15 protein-coding genes are annotated in these 18,590 nt (G+C 40.1%); 1 reads left to right on the top strand and 14 read right to left on the bottom strand.

Annotation, left to right across the window (positions count from 1 at the left end):
- Window positions 1-2: 2 nt before the first annotated feature.
- From coaBC to ACIQZI_RS11650, 6 genes are all read right to left on the bottom strand, one after another.
- Window positions 3-1,211 carry a bifunctional phosphopantothenoylcysteine decarboxylase/phosphopantothenate--cysteine ligase CoaBC gene (gene coaBC / locus ACIQZI_RS11675; protein ID WP_403073248.1) on the bottom strand — a complete coding sequence of 403 codons (1,209 nt, stop codon included), beginning with the start codon at window positions 1,209-1,211 and terminating at the stop codon, window positions 3-5.
- Between the two features lie 559 nt (window positions 1,212-1,770).
- Entirely contained in the window at window positions 1,771-1,977 is a 207-nt protein-coding gene (rpoZ, locus tag ACIQZI_RS11670) for a DNA-directed RNA polymerase subunit omega (RefSeq protein ID WP_062181321.1), read from the bottom strand.
- A 3-nt stretch (window positions 1,978-1,980) separates the two neighbouring features.
- Window positions 1,981-2,595 carry a guanylate kinase gene (gene gmk, locus ACIQZI_RS11665; RefSeq protein WP_062181323.1) on the bottom strand — a complete coding sequence of 205 codons (615 nt, stop codon included), beginning with the start codon at window positions 2,593-2,595 and terminating at the stop codon, window positions 1,981-1,983.
- 9 nt (window positions 2,596-2,604) lie between these two features.
- Entirely contained in the window at window positions 2,605-2,868 is a 264-nt protein-coding gene (gene remA, locus ACIQZI_RS11660) for an extracellular matrix/biofilm regulator RemA (protein WP_049680722.1), read from the bottom strand.
- Window positions 2,869-2,921: 53 nt separating this feature from the next.
- On the bottom strand, window positions 2,922-3,797 hold the full coding sequence (locus ACIQZI_RS11655; protein WP_403073244.1) for a YicC/YloC family endoribonuclease: 876 nt from the start codon (window positions 3,795-3,797) through the stop codon (window positions 2,922-2,924).
- Window positions 3,798-4,289: 492 nt separating this feature from the next.
- Entirely contained in the window at window positions 4,290-6,968 is a 2,679-nt protein-coding gene (locus ACIQZI_RS11650) for a calcium-translocating P-type ATPase, SERCA-type (RefSeq protein WP_403073241.1), read from the bottom strand.
- A 338-nt stretch (window positions 6,969-7,306) separates the two neighbouring features.
- Here ACIQZI_RS11650 and ACIQZI_RS11645 point away from each other — a divergent pair, with 338 nt between their 5' ends.
- Complete coding sequence (locus ACIQZI_RS11645; protein WP_403073239.1) at window positions 7,307-9,022, top strand: Rqc2 family fibronectin-binding protein; 1,716 nt, start codon at window positions 7,307-7,309, stop codon at window positions 9,020-9,022.
- Window positions 9,023-9,074: 52 nt separating this feature from the next.
- Here the strand turns inward: ACIQZI_RS11645 and pyrE are convergent, their stop codons facing one another.
- From pyrE to ACIQZI_RS11605, 8 genes are read right to left on the bottom strand one after another with little or no spacing between them, the layout of a single operon-like run.
- A complete protein-coding gene (gene pyrE, locus ACIQZI_RS11640) occupies window positions 9,075-9,710 on the bottom strand; it encodes an orotate phosphoribosyltransferase (RefSeq protein WP_403073237.1) in 636 nt (211 codons plus the stop codon).
- A complete protein-coding gene (gene pyrF, locus ACIQZI_RS11635; protein ID WP_403073235.1) occupies window positions 9,700-10,422 on the bottom strand; it encodes an orotidine-5'-phosphate decarboxylase in 723 nt (240 codons plus the stop codon). Before pyrF ends, pyrE begins: the two co-directional genes overlap by 11 nt.
- Window positions 10,394-11,335 carry a dihydroorotate dehydrogenase gene (locus ACIQZI_RS11630; protein ID WP_403073233.1) on the bottom strand — a complete coding sequence of 314 codons (942 nt, stop codon included), beginning with the start codon at window positions 11,333-11,335 and terminating at the stop codon, window positions 10,394-10,396. Before ACIQZI_RS11630 ends, pyrF begins: the two co-directional genes overlap by 29 nt.
- Window positions 11,332-12,111, bottom strand: a complete 780-nt coding sequence (locus ACIQZI_RS11625; protein ID WP_403074001.1) for a dihydroorotate dehydrogenase electron transfer subunit — start codon at window positions 12,109-12,111, stop codon at window positions 11,332-11,334. Before ACIQZI_RS11625 ends, ACIQZI_RS11630 begins: the two co-directional genes overlap by 4 nt.
- Entirely contained in the window at window positions 12,111-15,317 is a 3,207-nt protein-coding gene (gene carB, locus ACIQZI_RS11620) for a carbamoyl-phosphate synthase large subunit (protein WP_403073231.1), read from the bottom strand. The genes ACIQZI_RS11625 and carB overlap by 1 nt, the downstream gene beginning before the upstream one ends.
- A complete protein-coding gene (locus tag ACIQZI_RS11615; protein WP_403073229.1) occupies window positions 15,296-16,402 on the bottom strand; it encodes a carbamoyl phosphate synthase small subunit in 1,107 nt (368 codons plus the stop codon). The genes carB and ACIQZI_RS11615 overlap by 22 nt, the downstream gene beginning before the upstream one ends.
- Window positions 16,399-17,685, bottom strand: coding sequence for a dihydroorotase (locus tag ACIQZI_RS11610; protein ID WP_403073227.1), 1,287 nt, complete (start codon window positions 17,683-17,685; stop codon window positions 16,399-16,401). Before ACIQZI_RS11610 ends, ACIQZI_RS11615 begins: the two co-directional genes overlap by 4 nt.
- Window positions 17,648-18,583, bottom strand: a complete 936-nt coding sequence (locus ACIQZI_RS11605; RefSeq protein WP_403073225.1) for an aspartate carbamoyltransferase catalytic subunit — start codon at window positions 18,581-18,583, stop codon at window positions 17,648-17,650. Before ACIQZI_RS11605 ends, ACIQZI_RS11610 begins: the two co-directional genes overlap by 38 nt.
- Window positions 18,584-18,590: the final 7 nt, after the last annotated feature.

The following is an 18,590-nucleotide window of genomic DNA, read 5'->3' as shown; positions in this document are numbered from 1 at the left end:
CATCATTCCTTTTTCAACATCTCCACAACTTCCAGCAAGACTGCTTTAGCGGTTTCAGTTTTACTCATCAAAGGAAGTTCAAGATTTGTACCGTCTTTCTTAAATAGAGTGACAATGTTTGTATCATGGCCAAACCCCGCTCCCTCGGTTGTTACATTATTAGCAACAATCATATCAGCGTTCTTTTTGTGCAGTTTTCCTACCGCATACTCTTTTAGGTTGTCTGTTTCTGCTGCAAAACCTACCAGTATTTGCGTTGTTTTTTTCTTACCAAGCTCTAGCAAAATATCTTTCGTTCGTTCTAGTTCAAGGGCACTTTCCCCTGGTTGTTTCTTCATTTTTTTCGAATGAGCGAATTTAGGTGTATAGTCACTAACGGCGGCTGATTTTATGACCACGTCCGCCCCTTCATACACTTTCATCACTTGGTCATACATTTCCGATGCAGTCTCAACTTGCACAGTTTCCGCTTTGGCAGGGGGCAATAATGAAACAGGTCCTGTGATCAATACAACCTCCGCACCTAAAGCAAGGGCTTGTTCAGCAAGAGCATAACCCATTTTGCCAGTAGATCGATTAGAAAGATAACGTACAGGGTCAATATGTTCCCTGGTAGGCCCTGCTGTTATGACGATTTTTTTCCCGCTCAAAGATAGTTCTTTCGTTTTGTTTGAAAAAAAGGCAGAAAGCTGTTCCACAATCGTTTCAGGTTCCTCTAAACGCCCTTTTCCTGTATAGCCACAAGCTAAGTACCCCTCAGAAGGCTCAATAAATGAATAACCAAAGCTTTTCAAAGTTGCCATGTTTTGCTGAACAGCTGGATGAGCATACATGTGAACATTCATCGCCGGAGCAACCCAAACAGGAGCAACGGTTGCGAGTAATGTCGTTGAAATCATATCATCAGCAATTCCATTTGCCATCTTTCCAATTATATTAGCTGTCGCTGGTGCAATTAAGATCACATCCGCCCAATCAGCCAAATCAATATGGGCAATCACTGCTGAATTTTTTTCATCAAATGTATCTATATATACATCATGCCTTGATAAGGCTTGGAACGTTAGCGGAGTCACAAATTTCCCCGCTGATTCACTCATCATCACCTTCACTTGTGCACCAGCCTGAGTTAGTTTACTCGTTAATGCAGCAGCCTTGAAAACCGCAATCCCACCAGTTACACAAAGAAGAATCTTTTTATTAGTAAGCATACACTTTCCCCCCAACACATGTTCTTTTTTCTTATTATGAAGGATAACATAAAGTGAAACTTCAATCAGTGAGGATTTTCTTCATTCCCCACCGATTGTTAGTCTCGTTCTAGTGTCGCTAACATCTCCGCTCTGCTACGATAAAGCGACTCTACGAACCCGATTGGTTCATCTATCAGGCTTTTACGGGCAGTTATCCCCCACCCTACGTTCCTTGATTCCTCTAAGCCTTGAGGTGGGGATTTTACTGCCTGGTAATGCGGGATAAAAAGCGCAAGCATCTTGATTTTAGGCTGAACACCATAACGGGTCATACCTTATGTGTTCACTATAGTGACTAAAAATCATACATAAGTCAAAATGATACAAAAGAAGTTTTCTTATGCGTTATACATTACTTGACTAATGACGGACTGCTTAAATTGAATAAAAATGCAAGAAAGGGCCGGACTTCCCAATCAATAGCTTCATCTGCTATTGTTCTTTAGAAAGTCTGACCCTTGTCTGTCAATAGTTACTGTCCAGCCAAAAGCTGTTTTTGCTTTCGTACAATTAATACTTACTTTTCTTCATATTGGTTATCATACGTTAAATTACCTGAATGAATTTCTTCTAGAGCACGACCTACTGATTTATAAGACACAGGCTTTTCGATTTTGCAGTCATTTTTAATTTGCATTTGTCTTGCACGTTTAGCTGCAACAGATACAAGTGAGTATTTAGAATCAATTTTCAGCAATAATGAATCGATAGATGGATATAACATAATTTATTTAACCTCCAACATTTTTTTATAACGGGTAGATACGCGTTCTCGTCTGCAATGCTCAGCAACCACAATTGCATTGATTCGCTGACAGGCATGAACAACATGGTCATTTTCAACAACATAATCGTATAAATCCATTAATTCAATTTCTGCTTTTGCAGCAAGCATTCGTTGACGAATTAGTTCTTCTGATTCTGTTCCACGGTTAACGATTCTGTTCTCCAACTCTGAAAGACTTGGCGGGGCAAGGAAAATAAATAACCCTTCAGGGAATTTTTCTCTTACTTGACGAGCTCCTTGCACTTCAATTTCCAAAAATACATCTTTACCAGAATCCAGTGTTTCACGAACATAATCAACTGGCGTTCCATAATAATTACCAACAAACTCTGCGTATTCCAGTAGTTTGCCTTGTTCAATCAGAATTTCAAATTCTTCGCGACTCTTAAAAAAGTAATCAAGCCCATCGACTTCCCCTTCCCGCGGAAGACGAGTGGTCATGGATATCGAATATTCGAATGCCGTATTAGGTTGTGAAAATATTTCTTTCCTTACTGTTCCCTTTCCAACTCCGGATGGACCAGATAAAACAATTAATAAACCCTTTTCTCTCATAGTACTCCATTACCCCTCTTCTACACTTTCATCCCGGTCATGAAGACGGGCTGCAACCGTTTCAGGCTGGACGGCGGATAAAATGACATGATCGCTGTCTGTAATGATTACCGCCCTCGTTCTTCTACCGTAAGTTGCATCTATTAATGAACTGCGATCACGTGCATCTTGGATGATTCGTTTGATCGGAGCCGATTCTGGACTCACGATTGATACAATACGATTAGCCGAAACAATATTTCCAAAACCAATATTTATGAGCTTAATAGACATTTTTGTCCCCCATCCATATCTAGTGTCGCCTCAATCAAAAGAACATAAACAGACTACTCGATATTTTGAACTTGTTCTTTCATTTTTTCAAGTAAACTTTTCATTTCGACTACATTCTTTGTTATTATTGAATCATTTGCCTTCGAACCTATCGTATTTACTTCGCGATTCATTTCCTGCACTAGAAAGTCAAGTTTTCGCCCGATAGGTTCTGTGTGCTCAAGTGTATCTAAAAATTGAAGTTTATGACTTTCAAGCCTAGTTAATTCTTCAGTAACATCGGCTTTATCAGCAAAAACGGCGACTTCAGTCAAGAGTCTACTTTCTTCCACAAGCCCATTTGTAAAATCAGTCAGCTTTTGGGCAAGACGTTCTCGATACTGATCACCAACAGAAGGTGCATACTGCTTTAATTCCGCAACGACAACTTGAAATTTTTCGAGTTGACCCTGCAAATCATTATACAGCTCTACCCCTTCCCGAAGCCTCATTTCCTTAAGCTTTTCAAGTGCTTCCATAAAAGCGTCAAAGAGGACTTGCTCCATATCCTTATTTTCGGTAGGTTCCTCTTCGACAGATAATAGCTCTTCCAGTTGAAGTACATCATGAAGGGTTACAGATGTTTCCAGTTGATATTTTTCTTTCACTTTGTCCATCAATGAAAAAAATTGATCGGACAGCTCCCAATCTAACTTAAGTTTTTTAGAAACAAGTCCTTCACCCTCAACGGTGATGAATATTTCTGCACGACCTCTTCTTATGTATTCATTCGCTTTTTTCTTTAATTTGTCTTCAAGGACTAGAAGCTGACGAGGTAGGCGAATCACGAATTCACAAAAACGATGGTTAACGGTCTTCATTTCTACCGTGACCTTGATTTTATCTTGTTCAGCTTTACCTCTTCCATAACCGGTCATACTAACTACCATAGCATCACTTCCTACTTAACAAAATGATAGATGAAAACAATCGAAGGAACCACCATTGGCCGATGTTGAACAGTTCAATATATACGTCAAAATAAGATTAGTCATACTTAATAGAGGTTGTTAAAAAAGTCCGGTAAAAAAGCTTGCGAACTTCTCGGCTCTTTTTATCCTCCTTTTTAAACACGCACTTATACCTGTATATGTAATTTGGTATGTCGTCATATAATCTACCCAAATAAAAAGGTAATAGAGACAATCTCTACTACCTTAAAAATTATATCATAGTTCACCCCCATTTAACAGGCTGTAATACCATTCACTTCAATTTTTATGAGCAGATCAAAGAGTAGTTTGTGAAGAATAACAGTTTAGAAAACCCCGGAATTAATGATCACAGACTAAAAAATATGGCCTCATGTCTATGTCTATGTGACTCACATCGTGTAGGCCTTAACTATCTAGAGGAAGCTGTCCTCTGATGGAAGATTCCCTTTACTTTGTTTTTCTTACTAAAAACGTTCCAGCAAGCAAAAAAGTTGGAATTGATGCCATACCTATTACTAGTAGCCAATCACGCATAGCAATCGGCACTGTATGAAAAATCGGTTGAAACGGCGGATAATAGATTACAACGAGCAATAGCAGTAGTGATGAGATTACTGCACCAATCAAATATTTATTACCAAAGGGATTTCTCGAAAAAATAGATTTTTCACTACGGCAATCAAATACATGAATTAACTGCGCCAAAACTAATGTTGCAAAAGCAATCGTTTGTGCATAAACGAGGTTGTCTGGATTATTTTTATACACCACAATGAAAGCAATTAATGTTGCTAGCCCGATTAGAATCCCGCGTGAAATAATTTTCCACCCTAAGCCCCTTGCAAAAACGCCTTCATTTGGATGACGTGGCTTGCGTTTCATTAAATCTCCCTCTGCTTTGTCCAGCCCTAAAGCCATAGCCGGCAACCCATCTGTTACAAGGTTTACCCAAAGAATTTGGATTGGGACAAGAGGTAGCGGCAATGCCATTAGCATTGCAAAAAACATAACCATTATTTCGCCAACGTTGGAAGCAAGCAAGTACCTAATGAATTTTCGGATGTTTTCATATATATTTCGCCCTTCAGCAATTGCAGCTTTAATGGAAGCAAAATTATCGTCAAGCAGAATCAAAGATGAAGCTTCTTTTGCTACATCGGTTCCGGTAATCCCCATGGCAATCCCAATATCTGCGGTTTTAATGGCTGGTGCATCATTTACACCATCACCAGTCATTGCCACAATATGCCCTTTATTCTGAAATGCTTTGACAATCTTCAACTTATCTTCAGGTGATACACGAGCGAACACAGCCACATCTTCAACAACATCTTCTAGATCGCCCGTTGACATTTCTGCCAACTGCTTCCCTTCAATCACCTTTTCTTTTCCTCGTAAAATTCCTAATTGACTGGCAATGGCTTTTGCCGTTTGTGCATGGTCACCTGTAATCATTACCGTTTTTATCCCTGCTTCTCTACTTTCTTTAACTGCAAGCCCAACTTCAGGTCTTGGAGGATCTATCATACCTTGTAAACCGATAAAGACTAAATTTCTTTCAGCTTCTGCTTCATCCAGCAGAATGGTCCCTGGCGATAATGGCTTAAAGCCAATCGCAATGGTCCGCAATGCTTGACTTGCCAAATCATTAATCGCTTCTTGTACATGTTGGATATTTTCTTTCGAAAGGAATTGTGATTTCTGTGACCATAGAATCGAATCACAACGAGAGATCAGTACATCAGGAGCTCCTTTTACTACAACAAATTGCTTGCCATTCTCGTCTTTAACAACGACGCTCATCATCTTTCTTGTTGAGTCAAATGGAAATTCCTTCACAATCGTAAAATTGTTCATGATCGATTCACGGGTTAATCCTGCTTTCATAGCACTTACAAGCAAGGCGCCTTCTGTTGGATCTCCATCTACTACATACTTACTATCTTTTACTACCAAATTGGCATGATTACAAAGGAGCCCAAATGTAAGCACCTGGTGCAGTGATTTGTCTGATTTTGGAACTACTTTCTTCTCTCCATCATAGAATTCGCCATCAGGCTGATACCCAGTTCCTGATACATTCCATGTTTTACCACCGCTCCAAAGATGAGTAACCGTCATTTTATTTTGCGTCATCGTTCCTGTTTTGTCGGAGCAAATGACCGAAGCACACCCTAAAGTTTCAACGGCAGGTAGTTTTCTGACAATCGCATTCTTTCGAATCATTCGCTGCACACCAAGTGACAATGCAACCGTAACAATTGCGGGCAAACCTTCTGGTATCGCAGCTACCGCAAGGGAAACCCCCGACAAGAACATCGTATAAAGATCATTCCCCTGTAATATCCCTGTCACCACAACCACAAAAGTTAATAAAAGTGCGGTGAAAATAAGGATTTTACCTAACTGCTCCAGTCTGCGCTGCAACGGTGTGATCTGCGTTTCTGCGGATTGGAGTAAGTCGGCTATTTTCCCCATTGCCGTTTCCATTCCCTTTGCAATGACTACCCCTGTTCCACTTCCTCGAGTCACCATCGTTCCCATAAATGCATAGTTAGCCTCGTCACCGATACTTTCAACTTCATATTGAATTGCTTCACTCAGCTTTGCTACAGGAACAGATTCTCCAGTAAGCGCGGATTCCTCAATTTCTAAAGATGCTGATTCTATAATTCTTAAATCGGCACCTATCCTGTCGCCACTCGTAAACTTCAAAATGTCACCTACGACAACTTCTCGGGATGGTACCCTTTTCCATTCACTATTTCTAAGCACTTGTACTTGTGGTGCAGCCATCTGCTTTAATGCTTCAAGAGATTTCTCTGCTTTCCGCTCCTGAAAAAATCCTAAAAAACCATTCACTAAAATGATGGCAATGATCGCGATAGCATCGATGTATTCTCCAAGAATCCCTGAGATTAAGGTCGCAGCAAGTAGAACGATAACCATAAAATCCTTAAACTGTGCAAAGAATAACAGGATAGCTGACTGCTTTTCTCCTTCTTGAAGTTCATTATAGCCCTTCAATTGCTGCCTTTTATTCACCTCTGTCTCTTCCAATCCAAGCCGGACGCTTGTTTCTAAGGCCATCTCTATTTGTTGCGTATCCATTTCCCTGAACTTCATTACATATCACACATCCTCCACATAGAATGAATCCAACCCTGCCCAGACAATGTAGATTAATTTTACTTTCCAGCTTCTTGCTGTAACCAACTTCAGCTATCTTTTAAGCTTTGAATAATTTCTCCTTAAACTTGTCTTAATCCATGTTTATTCAGACTCGTCCTAAAACATGCTATAATTACGAAAAGTAGGTAGATACCCATAACGAATGGGTCTGACCCCGCAATTATTGTACATAGATTACATCTAGTGTAATAGCCTTGTATATTGCGGATTAGTGCGAGGTCAGACCCTTTTAAGACAGGTAAAAAAAATTAAAATAAAGGAAGTATATACATATGTCTTTTGACGGATTATTTACAAAAGCAATGACAGAAGAAATATTTTCGCAATTGAACGGTGGGAGAATCAGTAAAATTCATCAGCCTTATAAAAATGAACTCATCCTAATCATTCGTGCGGGTGGGAAAAATCATAAACTCTTATTATCAGCACACCCAAGTTATGCACGATTTCAAATTACAGAAGAAACCTACGAAAATCCAAAAGAGCCACCGATGTTTTGCATGTTACTGCGTAAACATTTAGAAGGCTATACAATTGAAAACATTTACCAAGAAGGCCTCGATCGGATGCTAATGATTGAAGTAAAAGGGAGAAACGAGCTCGGGGACCTGTCACAGAAACTATTAATTGTGGAAATCATGGGGCGCCATAGTAATATTATCTTGGTCGATAAGGAAAAGAACACGATTCTAGATAGCATTAAGCATGTTTCATATGCGGTAAATAGTCACCGGGCTATCTTGCCTGGACAAACCTATATTGCACCACCAGCTCAGGAAAAAATGAATCCATTCACCGCAACTGAAGATGATGTGTTAAAAGCAATTGATTTTAATGCAGGTAAAGTGGATAAACAAATAGTGGCCCGTTTCGCTGGTGTCTCCCCACTATTTGCGAAAGAAGTGATTCATACAGCCGGACTAGTAAACCGGGCTACACTTCCCACCGCTTTTTTATCGTTAATCAAGAAACTTGCGAACCGTGAATATTCGCCTAGTATTGTGAATTCTGATGAAAAAGAATCATTCTATATGATAGAACTACAACATATTCAAGGCGAAGGACGCTCTTTTGCAACCTTAAGCGAGATGCTAGATCGTTATTATTTTGGCAAGGCCAAAAGAGATCGTGTGAAACAGCAAGGCAATGATCTAGAACGATTTATTTCGAATGAATTGGAAAAAAACAAAAAGAAAATTGGCAAGCTTGAAAGAACATTGCAAGAAAGCGAACGTGGAGAAGAATATCAACTGTTCGGTGAGCTGTTAACCGCAAATCTCTATCAAATGAAACGTGGCATGAAAGAAATTGAAGTCATCAATTATTACGAAGAAGATGGCCAAACTGTTACCATTAATCTGAATCCGCAAAAGACACCAGCAGAAAATGCACAGAAGTATTTCTCGAAATATCAGAAAGCAAAAAACGCTGTTGTATTTGTTCAAGAACAAATTGAGAAAGCGGAAGCTGAGGTTGCCTATTTCGATCGTTTACATCAGCAGCTACAATCCGCGTCACCAAAAGATATTGATGAAATACGTGAAGAGCTACAAGAAGAAGGTTATATAAAAAAGAAACAAAAAAAAGGCATGAAAAAGCCTGCAAATGCAAAGCCTGTGCTTGAACAATATTATTCGAACGACGGCACGCAAATCTTTGTAGGTAAAAACAATAAACAAAATGAGTACTTAACGAATAAATTTGCACGTCGTGATGAAATCTGGCTTCATACTAAAGACATTCCCGGCTCCCATGTCATCATCCGTAGCGAAGATCCAAGCAGTGAAACGATCAAAGAAGCTGCAGGATTGGCTGCTTACTTCAGTAAAGCGCAAACGTCCAGTTCAGTACCGGTCGATTTCACAAAAGTGCGCCATGTAAAAAAACCGAATGGTTCAAAACCTGGATTTGTTATATACGATAACCAACAAACGGTTTATGTGACGCCTAGCCCAGATCAAGTCATTAATATGAAGGAAGAGAAATGAATATAAATTTCACCCCCGCACACTTGTTGTATGCGGGGGTATTTTAAATCAGTTATACGGTCATCCACGCTGTATCCGTAGGGTTTACTCTCCAATTGTTCAATTTCTCAATATCTTCTTCTAAAATATACCCTTCACGGCTCGCAACTTGGATTAAGCTAGCATAATCACTTAGTGAATAAGATCGTATATTAGCTGTTTCAAGTTGTTTTCTTCCTTCCTCTAATCCATATGTAAAGATCGATACAACCCCTAATACATCGCAACCAGCTTCACGAAGAGCCTGTACGGAATCAATCACACTTCCTCCCGTTGAAATAAGATCTTCAATGACAATAACTTTATCACCCGGCCCTACTTTTCCTTCTACTTGATTGCCTTTACCATGGCCTTTTGGTTTAGAACGCACATAGCACATCGGCAGATTCATATTTTCACTTACCCAAGCAGCATGGGCAATCGCTCCTGTCGCTGTCCCAGCAATAATTTCGGTATCAGGAAAATGTTCTGCAATTAATGTTTGCAAGCCAGTCGCTATTTGTCTGCGAACATCAGGATAAGAAAGGGTTAATCTGTTATCACAATAAATAGGGGATTTAATACCAGAGGACCATGTGAATGGGTCATTCGGTTGTAAGAATACGGCTTTAATTTTTAATAATTGTTCTGCAATTTGTTCATTTAACATGTTGTATACCCTCCCAGGCTCTCTTGATTGTTTGATAAGCGGATAGTGGCTCATTTGCTCCGGTAATCGCCCTGCCGACGACTATGAAGTCTGAACCGAGCTCTCTCGCTTTTTGTGGAGTTGCGATTCTAATCTGGTCATGTGCGTTTCCATCAGCCAAACGAATACCTGGCGTCACAGTTAGGAAGTTCGAACCTAATTCAGAATGGATACTACTTACTTCAAGTGGTGAACAGACCACTCCATCTAATCCTGATTGTTTAGCAAGGCGAGCATAGTGGAGCACTGATCGTTCCAATTCTCCTTCAATTAATTGTTCCTTATTCATCTGACTAGTGCTTGTGCTCGTTAACTGCGTAACCGCGATACAAGTTGGTCTATTTTTTCCGGATACTGTCCCGGAATTTAGACCTTCCAATGCAGCCTCCATCATTCTTTGACCACCTGCAGCATGTACATTTGTAATGTCCACTTCAAGGCTGGCAAGTACTTTCATAGCACTTTTCACTGTATTAGGAATATCATGAAGCTTTAGATCAAGGAATACTTGATGATTATTTTCTTTTAAGTACTCTACAATCCCAGGACCCGATTGATAATATAATTCCATCCCGACTTTTACAAATAATTTTTCTGTTTGGAATTTTGATAAAAAATCTTTCGTTTCCTTAATTCCTGGAAAATCAAGCGCGATGATTGGCAAATTGCTCATGTTTATTCCAACTCCTTCCCGTACATTCTGATATATGATTATATCCTAATTTTTTTAGAAGAACGGGTAACTCTTCAATAATTTTCGGGCAAACAAATGGATCGGTAAAATTAGCAGTTCCGACAGCGACAGCACTTGCTCCTGCATAGAAAAATTCGATAACATCTTCTGCCGTCATGATGCCTCCCATACCAATGATCGGAATCGTTACTGCTTGACTCACTTCATAAATCATTCGTATAGCGACTGGTTTAATCGCCGGACCTGATAATCCACCTGTTTTATTGGCGAGGATTGGAATACCCGTTTTCATATCAAGACGCATGCCCATTAATGTGTTAATCATTGTCAAACCATCGGCGCCACCAGCCTCGACAGCTCGAGCCATTTCCACGATGTTTGTAACATTTGGAGATAACTTCACGTATACTGGAACTTCTGAGACTGCTCTAACCGCTTCCGTTACGTTTTTTGCAACGAGAGGATCCGTTCCAAACGTAATCCCTCCTTCCTTGACATTGGGGCAGGAAATATTTAATTCGAGCGCCTTCACGTTACTTATCTTGCTGATTTCCCTAGCAACCGTTACATAATCTTCTACTTGAGATCCTGCTATATTAGCAATAATCGGCACATCAAACTGGTTAAGCCATGGTAATTCATCTTCCATAACGTGCTTTAAACCTGGGTTTTGCAGTCCAATCGCATTTAACATCCCAGAAGACGTTTCAGCAACTCTTGGTGTCGGATTACCAAAACGTGGTTCGGGGGTTGTGGCCTTCACCATAATCGCACCAAGAACATTCAAATCATATAAATTCCCAAATTCCTTACCAAAGCCAAAACAGCCAGACGCAGGCATGATTGGGTTTTTTAAGTCTAACCCTGGTAATTGGATATCAAGCATATTCATAGAACCACCTCTCCCGCACGAAAGACCGGACCGTCACTACATACTTTTTTATAATGAAAACCTGTCGGATCATCGGCTGTGTGACACACACAAGCAAAGCAAGCGCCGATTCCACAGCCCATCCGTTCTTCAAGTGAAAGAAATACCTCTTTCGTTTCTTTGTAGGCAGACTCCAATGCACGAAGCATTGGGGTTGGCCCACAAGCAAAGATTGTTGTATAGCTATCACTTAATTTATCAATAACATCCGTTACAAAACCTTTTGTTCCATGGCTGCCATCGACTGTTGTAATATAGGTTTCACCCAACGCTTGGAACTTCTCTTCATAAAAAACCGTCGCAGCATTTTGAAAACCTAGGACATGGATAACATTTACACCTAATTTCGTTAACCGTTGTGATAGTTCGTATAAAGGAGGAACACCAATCCCTCCTCCGACTAGCAACGCTGTTTCTCCTGGCATCGCAGCCTCTGCCGGAAATCCATTTCCAAGTGGCCCAAGAACATCAATTGCAGCGTCATTCTTTTCTTGCGATAACAGAGAGGTCCCTTTTCCCTCTGCACGATATACCATTGTAAAGGTATTATTCTCTTTGTCGATTGCCGAGATGCTAATCGGTCTTCTTAAAAGTGGTTCATACCCGTTTCCTGTCTTAATGTGTACAAATTGCCCTGGTTGATTCATTTCAGAAACAAGGCTTCCGGATAAAGTCAGCTCATAAATCGATTCTGCAATTTCTTGTTGGCTGACGATTTTCATTGCCTCATTTTTTATCATGTATAGATAACCTCCCGACTCTGAGATGCATGTTCCATTGGCTCTGCTGTGAAATTCATCGACTCAATTACCCCAAGAATCGCTTCAGCTGTATCAAGTGATGTTAGACAAGGGATATTATTTTCAACCGATTCGCGGCGAATCCTGAAACCGTCACGCTCAGGCTGTTTTCCTTTCGTTAATGTATTCACAACAAGCTGTGCTTCACCCATTCTAATTACATCTAGAACATTTTTATGCTCAGAGCCGATTTTATCAACGATTGATACTGGGATGTTTTCATTTTTCAGCATGGCTGCGGTACCGCTTGTTGCAATAAGGTTGTAACCAATTGCATGAAAGCGCCTTGCAAGCTGTAACACTTCTTGTTTATCTTTGTCAGCCACTGTCAACAAGACTGACCCATGTTCCCTAACTTCCATACCAGATGCAACAAGCCCTTTATACAACGCTTTTTCCAATGTGACGTCCTTACCCATTACTTCACCTGTAGATTTCATTTCAGGTCCTAAAGTAATATCAACTCTTTTCAATTTCGCAAAAGAGAACACAGGTACTTTTACATAGACACCTTTCTTCTCAGGCACAAGTCCATTGCTAAACCCTAGTTCCTCTAATGTCTTACCTAGAATGACCTTCGTGGCAAGATTAGCCATTGGAATATTCGTGATTTTACTTAAAAACGGAACTGTACGACTAGATCGAGGGTTTACTTCAATTACATATACCTCATCTTTACTTATGACATATTGAATATTAAGTAAGCCGATAATATTGAGTCCTTTTGCTAATTTCTCCGTATATTCTACGATTTTCTCCATTTGCAAAGTGGTAATATTTTGCGGAGGATAGACGGCAATAGAGTCGCCTGAATGGACGCCAGCACGCTCGATATGTTCCATTATTCCCGGAATAACAACTGTATTCCCATCTGAAATGGCATCTACTTCAATTTCTTTTCCTGTTAAATAACGGTCAATTAGGACAGGATGTTCCGGATTAATTTTCACTGCATGTTTCATATAGTGCAGAAGTTCTTCTTCTTTATCGACAATTTCCATCGCTCTACCACCAAGCACATAGGAAGGTCTGACTAATGTAGGATAGCCAATTTCTGTTGCGATTTTGACTGCTTCTTCAACCGAAAAGGCTGTTTTTCCTTTTGGCTGTGGGATCGCCATTTCTGATAATGCATGTTCGAACTTATCTCTATTCTCTGCCCGATCCAAATCTTCAAGTGATGTACCGAGGATCGTCACTCCATGTTCCGCTAATTGTGCAGCAAGATTGATCGCCGTTTGCCCACCAAATTGAACGATAACCCCAATCGGCTTTTCAAGGTCAATCACATGCATAACATCTTCAATGGTTAACGGTTCAAAATACAATTTGTCAGAAATACTGAAATCAGTTGATACAGTTTCTGGATTATTATTGATGATAATGGCTTCATACCCTGCTTCTTTTATCGCCCAAACGGAATGAACGGTCGCATAATCAAACTCTACGCCTTGACCGATGCGGATTGGGCCTGATCCAAGGACAACAACACTTTTCTTATCTGTCACTACTGACTCATTCTCATCCTCAAACGTACCGTAAAAGTATGGTGTCTCTGACTCGAATTCTGCTGCACACGTATCAACCATTTTGTATACCGGCATAATCCCTTTTTCTTTTCGCCACTTGTATACCGTTATTTCTTGTTCTTGCCAAAGAGATGCAATTTTTTTATCAGAAAAGCCCATTTGCTTACCCGTCAATAATACTTCTTCATCAAATGGATTCTGCTTTAATTCTTTTTCAAAATCAACGATGTTTTTTAATTTTTGTAAAAAGAATAAATCGATTTCGCTCCAATCATGAATCGTTTGAATCGTCACACCTCTGCGTAAGGCTTCACCGATATAAAACAATCGTTCATCACCAGCTTTTCGGATTCTCTTTTCGATTACAGCATCATCCGTATCTTCTTGTAGCTCTAAATGATGGAAACCTGCTTCTAGTGAACGGACCGCTTTTAAGATTGACTCTTCAAATGTACGTCCGATTGCCATTACTTCGCCCGTTGCTTTCATTTGTGTTCCGAGATTCCGATTAGCTGATTCGAATTTATCGAATGGCCAGCGAGGAATTTTCGTTACGACATAATCCAGAGCTGGTTCAAAGCTTGCATATGTTTTACCTGTTACCGGGTTCATCATTTCATCTAGCGTTAACCCAACGGCAATCTTTGCAGCTAGTTTAGCGATCGGATAGCCTGTTGCTTTTGATGCAAGTGCAGAAGAACGACTTACACGCGGATTCACTTCAATAACATAATATTGATAGCTGTCTGGGTCAAGTGCAAGCTGGACATTGCAGCCCCCTTCGATCTTCAGCGCTCTGATGATTTTTAATGATGTGTTTCTAAGCATTTGATATTCACGGTCACTTAATGTTTGGCTTGGCGCAGCTACGATCGAATCGCCTGTATGGACACCTACCGGATCGAAATTCTCCATATTACAGACAACGATTGCATTGTCATTCGCATCACGCATTACTTCATATTCAATTTCTTTGAAGCCAGCGATGCTTTTTTCTAACAAGCATTGAGTAACCGGACTGCTTTTTAGTCCTCCAGTTACAATTTCAAGTAATTCGTCTTCATCTGAACAAATCCCACCGCCTGTTCCACCTAATGTAAAGGCTGGGCGGACAATGACTGGGTAGCCTACTTGTTCTACGAATTGTTTTGCTTCTTCTAGGTTATGAATAATTTCACTGTCCGGTACAGGTTCGCCAAGTTCATTCATTAAGTTACGGAATAAATCTCGATCCTCCGCTTGTTGAATCGCAGATAGCTTTGTTCCAAGTATTTCGACGCCACATTCTTCGAGAATTCCAGCATTCGCAAGCTCTACTGCCATATTTAGTCCTGTTTGGCCTCCCAATGTTGGCAATAAAGCATCAGGACGTTCTTTACGGATAATTTTACTTACAAATTCAAGTGTAATCGGCTCTATATAAACTTTGTCAGCCATTTCACTGTCTGTCATAATCGTTGCTGGATTTGAATTAATCAAAATGACGCGGTATCCTTCTTCTTTTAAAGCCATACAAGCTTGAGTTCCTGCATAATCGAATTCTGCTGCTTGACCGATGACGATAGGACCTGAACCAATCACAAGGATGCTTTTTATATTTGTACGTTTTGGCATAATACTTCCCCTCCCGCCGCATGGGCTTCAATCATTTTGTAAAATTCATCAAATAAGTAATTAGCGTCTTGTGGACCTGGTGATGCTTCTGGATGGTATTGCACAGTAAATGCTGGGTATGTTTTATGCTTTAACCCTTCAATTGTTTCGTCATTCAATGCAATATGAGTTACTTCAAGGTCTGTTCCTTGGATCGAGTCTACGTTTACGGTATAGCCATGATTCTGAGAAGTTAAGGCAACTTTTCCAGTTCGTAAGTCTTTCACAGGATGATTCGAACCGCGGTGGCCGAATTTCATTTTTTCGGTTTTGCATCCATTTGCTAAAGCAAACAACTGATGACCTAAACAAATTCCAAAAATCGGAACTTTACCTTGTAGTTCTTTGATCATTTCAATCGCACACGTTACATCTTCTGGATCTCCAGGTCCGTTCGATAGCATGATGCCATCAGGATGGAGATTTAACACTTCTTTAGCCGTAGAATTATGTGGCACAACAATTACATCGAATCCACGATCATTCAAATCTCTTAAAATACCTTGTTTCATTCCATAATCAACAAGTACGACCCGATATCCTCTGCCTGGATTGCGATATGCTGTTTTCGTCGAAACTTGCTTAACTTGGGTAACAGGCAAAACGGTTGCTTTCATTTGTTCGATAATACTTTCCGATTTATGGTTCAGGCCGCAAATGATCCCTTTTAATGTTCCATGGTTACGAATGATTCTTGTGAGCTTTCTCGTATCAATGCCGCTTATCCCTGGGATTCCCTTTTGTTTTAAAAATTCATCCAAAGACAATTCACTGCGCCAATTTGACGGGAGTTCCGCCACTTCTTTAACGACCATTCCAGCAATCGCTGGATGAATCGATTCAAAATCATCACGATTTATTCCGTAATTTCCGATCAGTGGATATGTTAATGTTACAATTTGTCCGCAGTATGAAGGGTCTGACAAAATTTCTTGATACCCCGTCATTCCTGTATTAAATACAACTTCACCAATTTTTTCAGTCGTGCTACCAAATGCTTTGCCAATAAAAACCGTACCATCTTCTAAGATTAGTTGTCTTTTCATTGTTTTACACTTCCTTTTTCCCATGCTACTTTACCTGCTGCAATTGTCATAACCGGCCATCCTGTACATGTTTGCCCATGAAATGGTGTATTCTTTCCTTTAGAAACAAACTCATTTCGATCAATGATTTGTTCTACTTCTAAATCTAGCAAAACAATATCTGCGCAAGCTCCTTCTTTGATCTCACCATATGGAAGGGAGAATGCTTCGGCAGGTTTTTTTGTCATATAATCAAGTAACTGTCCGATAGTAAGGATGTTTGTTTTTACAAAGTTTGTATATAAAAGCGGGAACGCAGTCTCTAATCCAACAATTCCGAATGGAGCTAATTCCATACCTTCTGCTTTTTCCTTTTCATGATGTGGGGCATGGTCAGTCGCGATAAAATCAATGGTACCGTCTAATAATCCTTCAATCAGAGCAGCCCGATCTTCTTTCCCTCTTAACGGTGGGTTCATTTTATAATTCGTATCCAATTCTGGTATATCTTCATCACATAGAAGAAGATGATGTGGAGACACCTCGGCCGTAACATGAATTCCTGCCCGTTTAGCATCTCTGACTACTCTTACCGATTCCTTTGTACTTATATGACACACATGGTAATGACAGCCCGCTGCTTCTGCAAGTAGGATGTCACGAGCAATATGTACGGATTCACATACAGATGGGATCCCTCTGAGTCCATGGGCTTCAGAAAAACTCCCTTCATGTACACACCCTTTATTGATTAATGTTTCTTCTTCACAATGTGCAACGATTGGCATTCCAAGCTTTGCCGCTCGCTTCATCGCTTCAAGCATCATCCCTGCACTCTGAATCCCCACGCCATCATCAGTAAAAGCAAATGCGCCTGTTTCTTTCAATGTAGCGAATTCCGTGAGTTCTTTTCCTGCTTCCCTTATCGTAATTGAGGCATATGGCAATACACGAACATGTGCTGTTTCGTCAATTATTGAAAGAATACTCTCAAGATGTTCTTTCGTATCAGGAACAGGTCGTGTATTGGGCATCGTAGCTAGTGTAGTGTAACCGCCCTTTGCAGCAGCAAGCGTTCCAGAAGCGATCGTTTCTTTATGTTCACCGCCTGGTTCACGTAAATGTACATGAAGATCGATAAGACCTGGAGCAACAAGCAGTCCTGAAGCATCGATCATTTCACAATTTTCCCCTGATAAATTTGGCCCAATTTTCGTGATGACATTACCTACTATTTCAATATCTGCATGAAATAATTGGTGGTTCTTATCGAGCAATACTCCATTTTTGATTAGTTTCTTCATGAATATTTCCCCCTTTTTTTTCTGCTAGCGCTGTTTTTAATACGGCCATTCTTACATATACACCATTTTCCATTTGCTTAAAGATACGTGATCGCTCACATTCAACTAATTCACTATCTATTTCTACACCGCGGTTAATTGGTGCTGGATGCATGATAATAGCCTGCTTTTTCATCGTTTTTTCACGTTTTTTTGTGAGGCCGTATCTTTGTAAATAATCATCGATCATTTTCTCACTGTTTTGATGATGACGTTCATGCTGGATACGTAAAAGCATAACAACATCAGCAGTGGCAACCGCTTCATCAATAGGTTCATAACTTCCCTGATTCATATTTTGATTAAACCATTCAGGTGGTCCGGAAAAAACGACATTCGCACCTAATCTAGTGAGGGCATCTGCATTCGATCTCGCAACCCTGCTATGTAATATGTCACCAATAATGGCAATTTTCAACCCTTTAAAGCTATCAAACTCCTGCTTAATCGTCATTAAATCGAGAAGGGATTGAGTAGGATGGTGACCACAACCATCACCTGCATTGATCACCGGGATTTTCAATTTACCGATAAGTTCATTAAAGTATTGATCCGTCTCATGTCTAATTACAAGAGCCCCTACACCAATTGACTCTAATGTTTTTGCCGTATCGTAAAGCGTTTCTCCTTTCAGAACACTAGATGTTCCCGCATCAAAAGGAATAACTTCTAAGCCAAGCTTTCTTTCAGCCACTTCAAAACTGCTCTTTGTTCTTGTACTAGCTTCAAAGAATAAATTAGCAATCATTGTCTGTTGCGACGGTCTCCACGTTTCTCCATTAGCAAACTGCTCTGCTTCTATAAGCAATTGCTCGATTTCCATCGTAGTCAATTCACTCATTGTCAATAAATTTTTCATGATAAGG

This window comes from Peribacillus sp. NPDC096379, assembly GCF_044762875.1.
Lineage (GTDB): Bacteria > Bacillota > Bacilli > Bacillales > DSM-1321 > Peribacillus.
Note: the sequence above shows the minus strand (reverse complement) of the source record. Positions and strands in the feature narration are given on the sequence as shown.